Here is a 14,361-nt window from a genome sequence, read left to right as displayed (position 1 = left end):
CCACAAGGAGGCTGTATGTCGGCCATGCGTTTGTCCCGGTCCATTGTGGGCGAGGCGGAGGCGCGCGCCGTGGCGCGCGTGCTGCTGGAAGACGGCTATCTGGGCATGGGCGCGGAAGTGCGCCGCTTTGAAGAAGAACTGGCCGCTTACCTGGGCGTGAAGCCCGCACAGGTGGTCACCACCAACTCCGGCACGGCCGCCCTGCACCTGGCTGTGGACGCCGTGGCCGCCGGCTGCGCCGTCAAAGACGGCCGCCCGGAAGTGCTGGTGCCCAGCCTGACCTTTGTGGCCTCCTTTCAGGCCATCAGCGCTGCGGGCTGCCGTCCCGTGGCCTGCGACGCGCTGCCCGAAACGGGCACCCTGGACCTGGAAGACGCCGCCCGCCGCCTGACCCCCCGCACCATCGCCGTCATGCCCGTGCACTACGCCAGCAACCCCTGGCAGTTGGAAGAGGTTTACGCCTTTGCCCGCCGCCACGGCCTGCGCGTGATAGAGGACGCGGCCCACGCCTTCGGCTGTCTGCGCCACGGCCGCAAAATCGGCAGCTTCGGCGATGTGGTCTGCTTCAGCTTCGACGGCATCAAGAACATCACCTGCGGCGAAGGCGGCTGCCTGGTTTCCTTTGACCCCGAAGTGGTCCGCCTGGCCTCGGACGCCCGCCTGCTCTCCGTGGAAAACGATGCCCAAAAGCGCTTTTCCGGCACGCGCTCCTGGGATCCGGACGTAAAGCGCCAGGGATGGCGCTACCATATGAGCAACATCATGGCCGCTGTGGGCCGCGTGCAGTTGGGCCGCCTGGATAAGGAATTTGCCCCGGCCCGGCGCGACCTGGCCGCCCTCTATGCCCAGCGCCTTAGCCCCCTCAAGGGCCTGCACCTGTTTGCCACAGACCCGCAGGATTATATTGTGCCCCATATTTTGCCCGTCTGCGTGCGGGAAGGCCGCAAAGATCAGGTGGTCCGCGTCCTGGCCGACCGGGGCATCCCCACGGGCGTGCACTACAAGCCCAACCACCTGCTGAGCTTCTTTGGCGGCGGCAAACCCAGTCTGCCCGTGACCGAAGCCCTCTACAGTCAAATCCTGACCGTACCCCTGCACCCCGGCCTGAGCCGCGCAGACGTGGAGCACGTCTGCGACGCCCTGGCCGCCGCCCTGGACTGACCGCCATGCAGACGCCTGCAGACGCCCCGCGTCCCGCCGTCACGGAGGCCCCGGCCGTTTCCGTGATCATGAACTGTCTGAACAGCTCCCGCCACCTGCGTGAAGCCCTGGACAGCCTCATGGCCCAGACCTTTACCGATTTTGAGGTCATCTTCTGGGACAATGCCTCCACCGATGCTAGCCCGGCCATAGCGCAGAGCTACGGTCCCAAGGTGCGCTACTTCCGGGGCGAGACTATCGTACCCCTGGGCGCGGGCCGCAATCTGGCCCTGGCCCAGGCCAGGGGCCGCTACCTGGCCTTTCTGGACTGCGACGACCTCTGGCGGCCCGAAAAACTGGCGGCGCAGACGGCCCTTTTTGAGGTCAACCCCCGCGTGGGCCTTGCCTGCACCGACACGGAAATCTTTGACGGCCGGGGCATGCGCCGCCGCCTTTTCGCCGAAGCCGCGCCCGTGCGCGGCAAAGCCTTTGCCGCCCTCATGGAACGGCAGTGGATTTCCATGTCCTCGGCCATGATCCGGGCCACTGCCCTCACCGGGCTTTCCTCTGCGGGCGTGGCCCCCGGCACGGGTCAAAACGGCGGCTGGTTTGACGAAAGCCTCAACGTCTGTGAAGAAGCCGACGTCTTCTACCGCATCGCCCACGACTGGGAACTGGACCATGTGGACGCCCCCCTGACGCTCTGGCGAGTGCACGGGGCCAATACTACTTTCCGCAAATTCGGCCAGTTTGCAGACGAAACCCTGCGCATTCTGAAGAAACACCGCCGCCTTTACCCCGGCTACGACGCGGACTACGCCGACCTGGTCAGCCTGCTCAACCGCCGCGCCGCCTTCCAGAAAGCCGTGGACCTCTGGCGGCAAGGGCACAACGCCGAAGCTCGCCGCGTCCTGCGCCCCTGGCGCGCCGCCGGGCGCAAATACCAGCTTTTCTGGTGGGCCAGCTACCTGCCGGGCGCCTGCTTTGATCTGGCCGCCCGCCTCTACTTTGCCCTGCCTGCCGCCCTGCGCCGCTAGAGTATTTAACACTTGAAATGCTCGCTTACGGCAGGCAAAAGCCTGCCTTCTCGCATTTCGTGGCAAGGATTTTCAAGAAAATCCTTGCAGAGCAATTAACTCATTTCATTCGTAAACTGCTCTAGCACAACGCACTGTTGAGAACAGGTATTCGCAACGTTTACGGCGCGCCCGTTCCGGCGCTTCCGCGCGCAAAGACATAGCGCTTACGCAACTGCCAGGGCATTGCAACGTTGTAATGCCCAGAAGCAAGGGCGGGCAGGGCGCTTTTGTTCACAAAAATTCCTGCCTCCGCAGCCTCCATCCTGCAAAACCTTTTTCCATCAGACAGTGCACGAAGCGCGCCCCTTTGCCGCATCCTGGTTCTGCAGGGCAGGGCGATGCTGCCGCAGGGTCATGCGGGGCCCTCTGCACTGTGCTTTTTCTTATCGCCCAGCTGTAACAACCCTGTTGTCTTGAATTTTTTACTACACCTGGGATTTTCTGTTTTTTTCCTCTCGCCGGGCTTCACCCCGTTGTTTTTCAGGACAAAACAGGATAAACATAGCCCAGAGTAGTTTCCGCCCTGCCTGATGACGAAAACAGACGACATCTGTATTTCGGCCGATAGCAAAAGGATTTTCGGGTAAATCCTAGCGGATGCGCGCACGTTTTGACGGCGCCTGCTCTGGTCGCGGGGGCGTGACCGGACGCCGGGGCGCACGGGCGTTCTGTGCCCGCCCTTCCGGCATGCCCATCAACAACATCTTTTTTGTATGAGGGTCTCATTATGGCATGGACGCAAGTTTACGATCCCGTAGGCGGAGCAGTGGTCTCCGCCCTGCTGGCAGCAATCCCGCTGTTCAGCCTGTTCTACATGCTGGCCGTACGCCGGGCTAAAGGGCACTACGCCTCGCTGGTGGCGGTGGCCCTTTCCTTCATCCTGGCCGTGGCCGTGTGGGGCATGCCCTTCGGCACGGCCGTGGGCGCACTGAGCTACGGCGTGGCCTTCGGGCTCTTCCCGATTATCTGGATCGTCGTCACGGCGGTGTGGGTCTACAACATGACCGTGGAATCCGGCGAATTTGAGTACATCAAAGAATCGCTGGCCCGGCTTACCGACGACCGCCGCCTCCAGGCCATCTTTATCGCCTTTGCTTTCGGTTCCTTCCTTGAAGGCACCGCCGGCTTCGGCACGCCCGTGGCCATCACCGCGGCCATGCTGGCCGGCCTGGGCTTCAGACCCCTGTACGCTGCGGGCATCTGTCTGATTGCCAACACCGCCCCCGTGGCCTTCGGCGCCATCGGCATTCCGGTCATCGTGGGCGCCCAGGTTTCCGGCCTGAGCGACCTGCACGTGAGCGCCATTGTGGGCCGTCAGCTGCCCTTCCTTTCCGTCATCGTGCCCCTGTGGCTGTGCGTGGTCATGTGCGGCTTCAAACGCTCTCTGGAAGTGCTGCCCGCCATCATGGTGGCCGGCGTGAGCTTCGCCGCCTCGCAGTTTGCCTTCTCCAACTTCCACGGCCCGACCCTCCCCGACATCATGTCCGCCATCATCACCATCATTTCCATGGTGCTGTTGCTGCGCGTGTGGAAGCCCGCCCGCATCTGGCGTTTTGAAGGCGAAAAGGAAACCCCCCTGGCGGGCGAAGCCCCCAGCTTCGGCGTGGTGCTGCGCGCATGGCTGCCCTACATCATCCTGGCCCTGATGGTCTTTTTGTGGGGCCTGCCCCAGTTCAAGGGTATGCTCAACGCCGTGCCCGGCGCGGTGCTCAAGTTCTCCTGGCCCGCTCTGGACGGCATGATCAACAAAGCCGCGCCCATTCTGGCCGCCGGCAAAGATCCCAACTATCCTGCCATCTTTACCCTTAACTGGCTCTCTGCGGGCGGCACGGCCATCCTGATTGCCGGCTTCCTTTCCGTGCCCTTCATGAAGGGCTACAGCTTCGGCAAGGCGGTGGCCTGCTTCTTCCGCACCATCTACCAGCTGCGCTTCCCCATCCTGACCATCGCCACCATCCTGGGCTTGGCCTACCTCATGAACTACTCTGGCATGAGCTCTACCCTGGGCATCGCCTTTACCCTGACCGGGCCGCTCTTCCCGCTCTTCTCGCCGCTGCTCGGCTGGCTGGGCGTGTTCCTCACCGGTTCGGACACTTCTTCCAACGCCCTGTTCTGCGGCATGCAGCGCTCCACGGCCGAAGTGGTGGGCATGGACCCCTACCTGGCCGTGGCCGCCAACTCCTCGGGCGGCGTTACCGGCAAGATGATCTCGCCCCAATCCATCAGCGTGGCCACCGCGGCTACCGGCCTGGTGGGCAACGAGGGCAACCTCTTCCGCTTCACCCTGGGCCACAGCCTGGCCATGACGGCCTTCATCTGCGTGCTGACCTACCTGCAGTCCGGCGTGCTGCACTGGATGCTGCCGTAGCCCACTTCCTGCTTTACACTAAAAAGGCCGCCCCCTTGGGGGCGGCCTTTTTGTGTTCTGCGCCATAGCAGCTTCAATTGTTGCGACGAAGGAGCTTAGCCCGTTGCGGCGAAGGAAGCTGACAAAGAGGCAACACTCGTTACGGGCAACGACAGCAGCACTCAGAAGATCCCTACTGCACCAGCAGTTTGAGGAAACGTTTCTTGCCCAGTTTGACGACATAGGAGCCCCTGGCAAGGGAAGAGAGGGGGTCGTCACAGCGTTGGCCGTCGATGGAGAGGGCGCCTTCTTTAATAAGCCGTTTGGCTTCGCCGCGGCTTTTTACCAGTCCGGCGGCTTCAAGGAAGGCCGGGGGCGTGCTGGCTTCGCCGGAAGAGCAGGCGTATTGGGGCATTTCATCGGGCACGCCGCCGCCGGCAAACACGGCGTTGAAGCCTTGCTGGGCTTCATCGGCGTCTTTGGGGCTGTGATAGCGGGCGACCATTTCGTGAGCCAGGGCCTCTTTGGCGGCCTTGGGGTGGACGCTGCCGTTGGCCACGGCGGCCTTGAGGGCGGCGATGTCCTCCAGAGATTTGCTGGAGAGCAGTTCGTAGTAGCGCCACATGAGCGCATCAGAAATGGCCATGACTTTGCCAAAAATCTGGGAAGGCGCTTCGTCTATGCCGATGTAATTGCCGTAGGATTTTGACATCTTGCGCACGCCGTCCGTGCCTTCCAGCAGAGGCATGGTAAGGATGCACTGGCTTTCCTGCCCATAATGGGCCTGCAGGGTGCGGCCCATGAGCAGATTGAACTTCTGGTCCGTACCGCCCATTTCCACGTCAGCCTTGAGAGCCACGGAGTCATAGCCCTGGCAGAGGGGGTAGAGGAACTCGTGGATAGAGATGGGGCGTTGCTCGCGGAAGCGTTTTTCAAAGTCGTCGCGTTCCATCATGCGGGCCACGGTGCAGCAGGAGGCCAGACGGATGAAGTCCGCGGCGTTCATGGAACCCAGCCAAGCGGAGTTGAAGGCCACCTCGGTCTTTTCCGGGTCCAAAATTTTAAAGACCTGTTTTTTGTAGGTCTCGGCATTGGCCATGACCTGTTCTTCGGTAAGGGGAGGGCGGGTTTCTGAACGGCCGGAAGGGTCGCCGATGCGGCCGGTGAAGTCGCCGATAAGAAAGATGATCTTGTGGCCCAGCTCCTGAAAATGGCGCATCTTGTGCATGACCACGGTATGGCCCAGGTGCAGGTCCGGGGCGGTGGGGTCAAAACCTACTTTCACGCGCAGGGGGACGCCCCGCGCCAGTTTTTTGCGCAGTTCGCCCTCGTCGATAAGCTCGGCCACGCCACGTCTAATGGCGGCCATCTGGCGGTCGATATCCGTCATGGTGCATATCCTTGTGGAAAAACGGTTGGCGGCGACGCCGCGGCAACGGCGCACGGCTTTCTTTGATAGCCCCGGCTCTGGGCAGTGTCAAACCGGAACCGCCCGGCTTTGGGGATGTTCATCCTCAAGGCCGGACAAAACGGAACGCTTTCCGCCCGTGACCGATAAAAACCGCCGCAGGCTGCAGCGGCACAAAAAGGCTTTTTTATCGCGGTGACGGGGAAAGTCTGCACCACGCCGCTCTTACCGGACGCCTCGTCCTCACCAAGGCCCGTCCGCAATGATGACGGTTGTGAAAAAGGCCCCTTGCGGGGCCTTTACTGTGGAGGCTGCCGCCGCCTGGTTGGAGGGCGGCGTGGCTGATGGCCGTGGTGCGGCTCAGGCATTGGCGGCCTTGAGCATCTCTTCCACCATGGAAAGGGTGGGGGTGGCGGCGGCGTCCAGCCCGCAAAGACCGCGCACGGCCAGCATGAGCAGGTCGAACTGCAGGGCCATTTCACTGACGCCGTTATCGATGATGCAATTGTCGCCGTGCATGCGCAGCTTATAGGCGTGACGGCTGCGTTCCTGCCCGCTGGAGCGGACGATGTAGTAGACCTGTTCGTTGTGATCGGTCACATAGAGCTTCTGACGGGTGAGCATGCCAAGGCCTTCGTCATACCACGAGCATTCGGAGAACAGGCGACCGCGAAAGGTGAAATCGCAGCCATTGTCGTGTTTCAGACAAATGTCTTCCATGACTTTCCGCATCTGCATTCCATCCTCCGCGCTCTTCCGTCCGGTCCGGCACTGGCGGACGGTGCTTGCAGCAAGCTAGCACTCCGGCGGAAGCGTTGTCAATAACCGCAGCAAGCGCACAACAAGGGCGCAGGCTGAGGAGCGCCAATATTTTTTTATTTATGCAAAATAACACGCTAAAAAAATTTCGCGGCAGGGCCGAACTTGCGGTGGAGAGGGGAGCGCGCCTGCGGCAAAAGCAACGACAAAAACGCAATGCGGTTTTGTGCAGGCACCATATAACTGGCTGCTGACGCAGGAAAACCCTTACACGCATCACACCGAAGGCGCAGGCCGCTTATTGCGCCCGTGGCTTGCGACCGGCAAACAGCGCGTAGGCACGGGCCACGGGCGAGGCGGGGTCCATGCCTACAAGGCGTTCGCCGCTGGGGCGAGGCAGGGGCTTGCTGCGCCCCACGGGACGGGTGCGCGTGACCGGCAGAGGGCTTGCAGCCGAAACGTCCAGCCCGTTCTTGCCCAGGAGCAAGGATACCCGCACGCTCTGAAACACCGGCGCTTCCATAAAGGCATTGGCCCGGTCCAGCAGTTCCTGGCTTAGGTAGTGCAGCTCCTGAGCCAGCATGGCGTCTTCTGCCCCAATAAGCAGCAGGTCGCGCCGGTGCCCCAGGGGCCGCGCCAGGGGGGCCAGATCCGGCCCCATAACGCTTTCCCAGTGCTCCCACAGGCTTTGCAGGCGAGCGCGGCGGGCCGCTTCCTCCGGGTCCAGACCCAGCCCGGCAAAGACCCCCGCCAGAGCCTCGCCCACGGGCATAGGGCCTGAAGCCGCCGTGCGCTTACGCTTGCGCCGGGCCATGAGGCCGCCCCCCTGGCCACAGCGGCGACGCAAAGCCGTATTGACTATATGCATATATCTTGATATTTACATTCATATTGCGGCCCCACCTCACTCCACAGGGGCCGTCACCGAGGTCCGGGCGCAGCCCGGCGACCGGCTTTTGCGCCCCTGCGCTTCCACCTTTTTTCAGGACAACCGGCATTATGGACAACGGCACGGCCCTGCTCTGCTTCAAGGCGCTTTCCGACGAAACCCGTTTACGGCTGGTCTACATCCTGCTGCATTATGAGCTTTCGGTCAACGAACTGGTCCACATTCTGGATATGGGCCAGTCGCGCGTGTCGCGCCACCTGAAAATTCTTACGGAAGCGGGCCTGCTGGGTTCACGTCGGGACGGACTGTGGGTTTTTTACGCTGCGCCCAAAACAGGCGAGCGCCACGATCTGCTGCGCGCCCTCATGGCCTTTGTGCAGCCCGATGCCCACATGCGGGCCGACCTGGCCATGGCCGCGCAGATGCTGGAGGAGCGCGCCCGCAAGACCCGCCAGTTTTTCAACGCCATTGCGGAAAACTGGGACGAGCTGAATAATGAAGTGCTGGGCGATTTTGACCTGCCCGCGGCCGTCTGCGCCGCCGTCCCGCAAGGTTGCGGCACGGCCGTGGACCTGGGCTGCGGCACCGGAGCCGTACTGGCCAGGCTCTTGCCCCTGGCGCACAGGGTCATCGGCGTGGACGGTTCGGCCCGCATGCTGGAGATCTGTCGCCGCCGCTTCGCCCCGGAGGATCTGTCGGCGGAGCGGGTTTCTTTGCGCATCGGCGATCTGAGCCATTTGCCTTTGCGCGACCACGAGGCGGATTTTGCCTGCATAAACCTGGTGCTCCACCACCTTTCGCAACCGGCCGAGGCCCTGGGCGAAATCCGGCGGATCCTGCCGCCCGGCGGGCGGCTGTTCGTGGCGGATTTTCTGCGCCATACCGACGAGGCCATGCGCAACCGCTACGGCGACCGCTGGCTAGGCTTTGCCGAAGACGCCCTGGCCACGGTTCTGCAGAAGGCAGGCTTTGCCGTACACAGTGCCGTGCGCAAGCCCGTGGGACGGGGCCTGACCCTGCTGTTGCTTCAGGCCGATGCGGTTGACTAATTAAATCAATAAATTCAGCAAACAGATAAAAAACAGAGGGTTCAAGGAGAAATTATGACCAAAGCACTGGATTTGACCCTGGCGCACAAAGTGGCGGACATGAGCCTGGCCGACTTCGGCAGCAAAGAAATGCAGCTTTCCGAACGCGAAATGCCGGGCCTTATGGAATGCATCAAAAAGTACGGTCCTTCCAAGCCTCTCAAGGGCTTCAAGGTCACGGGCTCCCTGCACATGACCATTCAGACGGCCATGCTCATCAAGACGCTGCATGCCCTGGGCGCGGACATCCGCTGGGCCTCCTGCAACATTTTTTCCACCCAGGACCACGCCGCCGCCGCCATTGTGGAACAGGGCCTGGCCAAGGTTTTTGCCTGGAAGGGCGAAAGCCTGGAAGACTACTGGTGGTGCACTGAAATGGCCCTTACCTGGCCTGACGGCAGCGGCCCGGACCTTATCGTGGACGACGGCGGCGACGCCACCCTGTTTATTCACACGGGCGTGGAGGCCGAAGAAAATCCCGCTATGCTGGACAAAAAAGCCGACAGCAAGGAATTTCAGTGCGTGCTGGATCGTCTGAAGCTGCGGCTACAGGACAACCCGCGGCACTGGCACAACGTGGCCGCCAAGGTCCGCGGCGTGTCTGAAGAAACCACCACCGGCGTACACCGCCTTTACCAGCTGGCCGCCGCGGGCAAACTGCTTTTCCCGGCTGTCAACGTCAACGATTCCGTAACCAAGTCCAAGTTTGACAACCTCTACGGCTGCCGCGAATCCCTGGCCGACGGCATCAAACGCGCCACGGATATCATGGTGGCCGGCAAGGTGGTGGTGATCTGCGGCTACGGCGACGTGGGCAAAGGCTGCGCCCAGTCCATGCGCGGCTTCGGCGCGCGCGTGCTGGTGACGGAAATCGACCCCATCTGCGCCCTGCAGGCCGCCATGGAAGGCTTTGAAGTCATCACCATCGAAGACGCCTTGCCCTGCGGCGACATCTACGTTACCTGCACGGGCAACTATCACGTCATTACCGGCAAGCACATGGAAGGCATGAAGGACGAGGCTATTGTCTGCAATATCGGTCACTTTGATAATGAAATCGAAATGACCTACCTGGAGAACACCCCCGGCGTCACCAAGACCAACATCAAGCCGCAGGTGGACAAGTGGACGCTCAAGTCCGGCCGCAGCATTCTGGTGCTGGCCGAGGGACGTTTGGTCAACCTGGGCTGCGCCACAGGGCACGCCAGCTTCGTCATGTCCAACAGCTTCACTAACCAGACCCTGGCCCAGCTCAAGCTGGCCGCAGAAAATCTGGAAAAAAAGGTCTACATCCTGCCCAAAAAGCTGGACGAAGAGGTGGCCCGCCTGCATCTGGCCCGCCTGGGCGTCAAGCTCTCCACCCTTACCCAGGAGCAGGCCGACTACATCGGCGTGCCCGTGGAAGGGCCGTACAAAGCTGAAATGTACCGCTACTGAGGCTCTCCGGGGCGGCGCGGCTGTTGCCCGCCGCCTCAACGGCCCGGTCCGGCAACGGGAAAGCGCGCTACCGCCGCTGCCCCGGCCGGTCCGGGCCTTCAGCTACGGCAACAGCCCGCCTGCTGCTCCCGCATCAATGGCCGCAGCATCCCTTCGCGCACAATAAACGCCACCACCGCCTCCACACCCGCGCCGGAAAGCAGCTCCGTGAGCACATAGGGCCGCTGCCCGCGCATTCTGCGCGTATCCCGCTCCATAACGTCCAGCGAAGCGTGGACCATGGGGGCCAGATCCACCTTGTTGATGATGAGCAGGTCGGATTTGGTAATGCCCGGCCCGCCCTTGCGGGGAATTTTATCGCCGCCGCTCACGTCGATGACATAGAGGGTCAGGTCCGCCAGTTCCGGGCTGAACGTGGCGGAAAGATTGTCCCCGCCGCTTTCCACCAGCACCAGTTCCAGGCCGGGATGGCGGCGCTGCAGCGCCTCAATGGCCTGGATGTTCATGGAGGCGTCTTCCCGTATGGCCGTGTGCGGGCAGCCGCCCGTTTCCACGCCCAGGATGCGGTCGGCCTCCAGGGCGTTGTGCCGCAGCAGAAATTCCGCGTCCTCGCGGGTATAAATATCATTGGTGACCACGGCCATATTGTAGTCTTTGCGCATGCGCAGGCAGAGATGGCGGAGGAGGGCGGTCTTGCCCGAACCCACCGGGCCGCCCACGCCCACACGCAGGCAGGGTCTTGCAGTCATGGTTTCAACTCCTGAACAAACGTGAATACTGCCGTTCGTGCGCGGCGCTGCACAGGGCCAGCCCCGGCAGGGACGCCCCCACCGCCGTATCGTCCAGCGCGGCGGCCTGTGCCGCTTCCTGCGGCAGCAGGGATAAAAATTCCAGCAACAGCTTCTGGGCGGCGGTCTGGCCCAGGGGCACGGTCTTGCAGGCCACGGCGGTCTGGTTCTGCAGCCAGCTCCAGGCATAGGCGCAGGCCGCGTTCAGCCCAAAGGACGCCGCCTGCCCCGGCGTAGGGGCCGCCTTTGCGGCGCGCGTCTGCAGCAAAGCCGCCGCCGCCGCGAAACAGGCCGTATAGCCCGCGTCATCCGGCAAATCCATACCCGGCAGGGGCCCCGCGGCAGCCAGCAGCCCCGTATCCGTGAGCAACCGCCGCAAAGCCCGGCCCATCTGCACTTCCTCCTGCCACAGTTCCGCACTCTCGCGGCTTGCCAGCACACGATCGTTCCAAAAGCGCAGGCCCGTCGCGTCTTGCGTCATTGCCGCCCGGTGCAGGCGCAGCAGCAAGGGCAGATCGTTGCGGGCCAGGCCGTAGTGCAGCACGCCCGCAAGCCAACGCCGCAAGCCCGCAGCGTCGCCCGCCAGGCCCTGTTCCACGGCAGCCTCCAGCCCCTGGGACCAGGCAAAACCGCCCACGGGCAAAGTCTGCCCGGCCAGATAGAGCAGGGGCAGCAGGGCCGGGTCCGGCCCGGACCAGACCCCCGTGACCGCGCCCCCCAGTGCAGATCCGGGCGCGGAGGCTTCAGGCATGGCTGTGCGGGCCGTCATACGCGCCCCCTTCGGGCACGAAGGCCGCGTTTTCCCGCCGCAGGCGCAGGCCCAGGCTTTCCGCCAGTTCTTCCAGCACATGGTCCGGCGTAAAGCGCAGCCACTTGTGCCCCAGCTGCAGAGGCGCATGGCGGTTGCCCAAATGATAGCAGGCCCGCGCCAGCGTCTCCCAGTTGGGGGCCACGGCCGTCACTACCGGCTCCTGAGCATTGTGCACCACGGCCAGGGTTTCCCCCGCGCGGAGCACGTCCCCTTCCCGCAGCACCTGCCCCCGTTGCAAAAACAGGCCCGCTTCCTGCCCGCTGTCCAACCGCAGCCGTTGACGGCACTTGCCGCGCTGCTCATAGGCCAACGTCAGCCGTTCCGTGGGCTGCAGATCGTCGCGGTTGCCCAGATTTTCCGTAAATTCCAGCATGGAACCTCCTCCTGTGAAGTTGGAACTGCTTTCCCCCGCGCGCCATCCTTCAAAAAGCGCTTCTCTTCTCAGGGCGTGCGCCGGGCGAACCCTGGCCGGAGGGGAAACGACCTTGTCACGTCGCCTGGGGCCGCCAATCCAGTGCAAGGCCGCGAAGGAGCGGACTTTGCTCTTCGCCACCTAAAACAGAAAATAGCGCTGCGCCATGGGCAGCACCTCCGCCGGCGGGCAGCTGAGGATTTCGCCGTCGGCGCGCACCTCATAGGTTTGCGGGTTGACGGAAAGGGCGGGCGTGGCGCTGTTCAGCAGCATGTCGCTCTTGCGCAGGGCGCGCGTGCCCCGGCAGGCCGAAAGCCCGCGCAGCAGGCCCAGTTCGCGCAGGCGGCCTTCCCCGCCGTTTTCCATAAACGCGCGGGAAACAAAGCTCAGGCTGGCCGCTGCCGCCGCCTGGCCCAGGGCTCCGAACATGGGGCGGCTGTGCATGGGCTGGGGCGTGGGAATGGAGGCGTTGGCGTCGCCCATGGGGGCGCAGGCTATCTGCCCGCCCTTGAGCACCAGCAAAGGCTTGACCCCGAAAAACGCCGGTTTCCAGAGCACCAGGTCAGCCAGCAGGCCCGGCGCCACAGCGCCCACGGCATGGGACAGGCCGTGGGTAATGGCCGGGTTGCAGGTGTATTTGGCCAGATAGCGCCGCACACGGAAATTGTCGTTGCCGTGGTCTTTATCTTCCGGCAGGGGGCCACGCTGCACTTTCATCTTGTGGGCTGTCTGCCAGGTGCGGATGATCACCTCGCCCACCCGCCCCATGGCCTGGGAATCGGAAGAAATCATGGAAATGACGCCCATGTCCTGCAGAATATCTTCCGCGGCAATAGTTTCGCGCCGGATGCGCGAATCGGCAAAGGCCGCGTCCTCCGGCAGCGAAGGGTTGAGGTGGTGGCAGACCATGAGCATATCCAGATGCTCGTCCACGGTGTTGACCGTATAGGGTCTGGTGGGATTGGTGGACGAAGGCAGCACGTTGGGCAGAGAGCAGGCCCGCAGAATGTCCGGCGCGTGTCCGCCGCCCGCGCCCTCCGTGTGGTAGGTGTGAATGGTTCGCCCCCGGAAGGCGGCCAGAGTATCTTCCACAAAACCGGCCTCGTTGAGCGTATCCGTGTGGATGGCCACCTGCACGTCGTATTCGTCGGCCACAGACAGGCAGTTGTCGATGGCCGCCGGGGTGCTGCCCCAATCCTCGTGCAGCTTAAGGCCGCAGGCTCCTGCCTCCAGCTGTTCGCGCAGGGCGTCGGGCAGGGCGGCGTTGCCCTTGCCCAGAAAGCCGAAGTTCATGGGCAGCAGGTCCGTGGCGGCCAGCATGCGCTCCAGATGCCAGGGGCCGGGCGAGCAGGTGGTGGCGTTGGTGCCTGTGGCCGGGCCCGTACCGCCGCCCAGCATGGTGGTAATGCCGCTGGCCAGCGCCTCCTCCACCTGCTGCGGGCAGATGAAGTGGACGTGGGAATCCATGCCCCCGGCTGTGAGCAGGCAGCCTTCGCCGGCAATGATCTCCGTGCCGGGGCCGATGATCACGTCCACGTCCGGCTGCACGTCCGGGTTGCCGGCCTTGCCCATGCAGGCTATGCGCCCGTCCCGAATGCCCAGATCGGCCTTGATGACGCCGAGCGCCGCATCCAGAATAACGGCGTTGGTGATGACCGTGTCCATGGCGCCTTCGGCATTGCCGCGCTGGCTCTGCCCCATGCCGTCGCGGATGACCTTGCCCCCGCCAAAGCAGACTTCTTCGCCGGGCACGGTGTGGTCGCGCTCCACCTCAATCCAGAGGTCCGTATCCGCCAGGCGGATGCGGTCGCCCGTGGTGGGGCCGTACAGCTCGACGTACTGGCTTCTTGGTATGCGGATCATGCTTCTTCCTCCCCGACCACAACGTCCAGCGGCCCCATCACCTGCCCCCGAAAGCCGTAGACGCGCCGCAGCCCCCCATAGGGAATAAGCCGCACCTCGCGCTTCTGCCCCGGCTCCAGTCGCACGGCCGTGCCGGCCGGAATATCCAGCCGCATGCCGCGCGCCTTTTCCCGCTCAAAGACCAGCGCGGGATTGACCTCATAAAAATGGTAGTGCGAACCCACCTGAATGGGCCTGTCGCCCGTATTGGCTACTTCCAGCACCACTTCGCGCCCTTCCGACGCGGCGTTGCAGACCACTTCGCCCGCCGCCAGCATGTATTCGCCGGGGATCATAAGGC

Annotated in this window: 13 protein-coding genes; 5 read left to right on the top strand and 8 right to left on the bottom strand. The window is 63.4% G+C overall.

Annotation, left to right across the window (positions count from 1 at the left end; all coding sequences use genetic code 11):
* Positions 1–24 precede the first annotated feature (24 nt).
* From EB812_RS04410 to EB812_RS04400, 3 genes are all read left to right on the top strand, one after another.
* Positions 25–1,161 (top strand): DegT/DnrJ/EryC1/StrS family aminotransferase, encoded by a 1,137-nt coding sequence (locus EB812_RS04410; RefSeq protein ID WP_118229454.1) that lies wholly within the window; start codon positions 25–27, stop codon positions 1,159–1,161.
* A 5-nt stretch (positions 1,162–1,166) separates the two neighbouring features.
* The gene (locus EB812_RS04405; protein WP_118229416.1) at positions 1,167–2,177 is read left to right on the top strand and encodes a glycosyltransferase family 2 protein; all 1,011 of its coding nucleotides are present in this window, start codon (positions 1,167–1,169) and stop codon (positions 2,175–2,177) included.
* A 769-nt stretch (positions 2,178–2,946) separates the two neighbouring features.
* Positions 2,947–4,587 (top strand): L-lactate permease, encoded by a 1,641-nt coding sequence (locus EB812_RS04400; protein WP_118229415.1) that lies wholly within the window; start codon positions 2,947–2,949, stop codon positions 4,585–4,587.
* 172 nt (positions 4,588–4,759) lie between these two features.
* Here the strand turns inward: EB812_RS04400 and tyrS are convergent, their stop codons facing one another.
* The 3 genes from tyrS to EB812_RS04385 form a co-directional block, all read right to left on the bottom strand.
* Positions 4,760–5,956 carry a tyrosine--tRNA ligase gene (gene tyrS, locus EB812_RS04395; RefSeq protein ID WP_118229414.1) on the bottom strand — a complete coding sequence of 399 codons (1,197 nt, stop codon included), beginning with the start codon at positions 5,954–5,956 and terminating at the stop codon, positions 4,760–4,762.
* Positions 5,957–6,334: 378 nt separating this feature from the next.
* Positions 6,335–6,706, bottom strand: a complete 372-nt coding sequence (locus tag EB812_RS04390; protein ID WP_118229453.1) for a hypothetical protein — start codon at positions 6,704–6,706, stop codon at positions 6,335–6,337.
* 325 nt (positions 6,707–7,031) lie between these two features.
* Complete coding sequence (locus tag EB812_RS04385) at positions 7,032–7,601, bottom strand: DciA family protein (protein WP_242621188.1); 570 nt, start codon at positions 7,599–7,601, stop codon at positions 7,032–7,034.
* A gap of 131 nt (positions 7,602–7,732) precedes the next feature.
* Here EB812_RS04385 and EB812_RS04380 point away from each other — a divergent pair, with 131 nt between their 5' ends.
* Complete coding sequence (locus tag EB812_RS04380; RefSeq protein WP_118229412.1) at positions 7,733–8,671, top strand: ArsR/SmtB family transcription factor; 939 nt, start codon at positions 7,733–7,735, stop codon at positions 8,669–8,671.
* A 54-nt stretch (positions 8,672–8,725) separates the two neighbouring features.
* The gene (gene ahcY, locus EB812_RS04375; RefSeq protein WP_118229411.1) at positions 8,726–10,147 is read left to right on the top strand and encodes an adenosylhomocysteinase; all 1,422 of its coding nucleotides are present in this window, start codon (positions 8,726–8,728) and stop codon (positions 10,145–10,147) included.
* A 98-nt stretch (positions 10,148–10,245) separates the two neighbouring features.
* On the opposite strand, the gene ureG is transcribed toward ahcY, so the two are convergent.
* The 5 genes from ureG to EB812_RS04350 all read right to left on the bottom strand — a co-directional run bounded on the left by ureG (position 10,246) and on the right by EB812_RS04350 (position 14,356).
* Complete coding sequence (gene ureG, locus EB812_RS04370) at positions 10,246–10,896, bottom strand: urease accessory protein UreG (RefSeq protein ID WP_118229410.1); 651 nt, start codon at positions 10,894–10,896, stop codon at positions 10,246–10,248.
* 4 nt (positions 10,897–10,900) lie between these two features.
* Entirely contained in the window at positions 10,901–11,704 is an 804-nt protein-coding gene (locus EB812_RS04365) for an urease accessory protein UreF (RefSeq protein WP_207287314.1), read from the bottom strand.
* Positions 11,679–12,119, bottom strand: a complete 441-nt coding sequence (gene ureE / locus EB812_RS04360; protein WP_118229409.1) for an urease accessory protein UreE — start codon at positions 12,117–12,119, stop codon at positions 11,679–11,681. Before ureE ends, EB812_RS04365 begins: the two co-directional genes overlap by 26 nt.
* A 180-nt stretch (positions 12,120–12,299) precedes the next feature.
* Positions 12,300–14,021: an urease subunit alpha gene (gene ureC, locus EB812_RS04355; RefSeq protein WP_207287313.1), complete on the bottom strand. Its 1,722-nt coding sequence runs from the start codon at positions 14,019–14,021 to the stop codon at positions 12,300–12,302.
* The gene (locus tag EB812_RS04350; RefSeq protein ID WP_118229408.1) at positions 14,018–14,356 is read right to left on the bottom strand and encodes an urease subunit beta; all 339 of its coding nucleotides are present in this window, start codon (positions 14,354–14,356) and stop codon (positions 14,018–14,020) included. Before EB812_RS04350 ends, ureC begins: the two co-directional genes overlap by 4 nt.
* Positions 14,357–14,361: the final 5 nt, after the last annotated feature.

The organism is Desulfovibrio legallii (assembly GCF_004309735.1).
In the GTDB taxonomy this organism is placed as follows: Bacteria; Desulfobacterota; Desulfovibrionia; order Desulfovibrionales; family Desulfovibrionaceae; genus Desulfovibrio; species Desulfovibrio legallii.
Note: the sequence above shows the minus strand (reverse complement) of the source record. Positions and strands in the feature narration are given on the sequence as shown.

Bases quoted from the DNA above. Each gene is read 5' to 3' on its own strand.
- ureG (WP_118229410.1), bottom strand. From the start codon at position 10,896: ATGACTGCAAGACCCTGCCTGCGTGTGGGCGTGGGCGGCCCGGTGGGT.
- EB812_RS04410 (WP_118229454.1), top strand. From the start codon at position 25: ATGCGTTTGTCCCGGTCCATTGTGGGCGAGGCGGAGGCGCGCGCCGTG.
- EB812_RS04365 (WP_207287314.1), bottom strand. From the start codon at position 11,704: ATGACGGCCCGCACAGCCATGCCTGAAGCCTCCGCGCCCGGATCTGCA.
- EB812_RS04405 (WP_118229416.1), top strand. From the start codon at position 1,167: ATGCAGACGCCTGCAGACGCCCCGCGTCCCGCCGTCACGGAGGCCCCG.
- EB812_RS04380 (WP_118229412.1), top strand. From the start codon at position 7,733: ATGGACAACGGCACGGCCCTGCTCTGCTTCAAGGCGCTTTCCGACGAA.
- tyrS (WP_118229414.1), bottom strand. From the start codon at position 5,956: ATGACGGATATCGACCGCCAGATGGCCGCCATTAGACGTGGCGTGGCC.
- EB812_RS04390 (WP_118229453.1), bottom strand. From the start codon at position 6,706: ATGCGGAAAGTCATGGAAGACATTTGTCTGAAACACGACAATGGCTGC.
- EB812_RS04385 (WP_242621188.1), bottom strand. From the start codon at position 7,601: ATGCATATAGTCAATACGGCTTTGCGTCGCCGCTGTGGCCAGGGGGGC.
- EB812_RS04350 (WP_118229408.1), bottom strand. From the start codon at position 14,356: ATGATCCCCGGCGAATACATGCTGGCGGCGGGCGAAGTGGTCTGCAAC.
- ureC (WP_207287313.1), bottom strand. From the start codon at position 14,021: ATGATCCGCATACCAAGAAGCCAGTACGTCGAGCTGTACGGCCCCACC.
- EB812_RS04400 (WP_118229415.1), top strand. From the start codon at position 2,947: ATGGCATGGACGCAAGTTTACGATCCCGTAGGCGGAGCAGTGGTCTCC.
- ahcY (WP_118229411.1), top strand. From the start codon at position 8,726: ATGACCAAAGCACTGGATTTGACCCTGGCGCACAAAGTGGCGGACATG.
- ureE (WP_118229409.1), bottom strand. From the start codon at position 12,119: ATGCTGGAATTTACGGAAAATCTGGGCAACCGCGACGATCTGCAGCCC.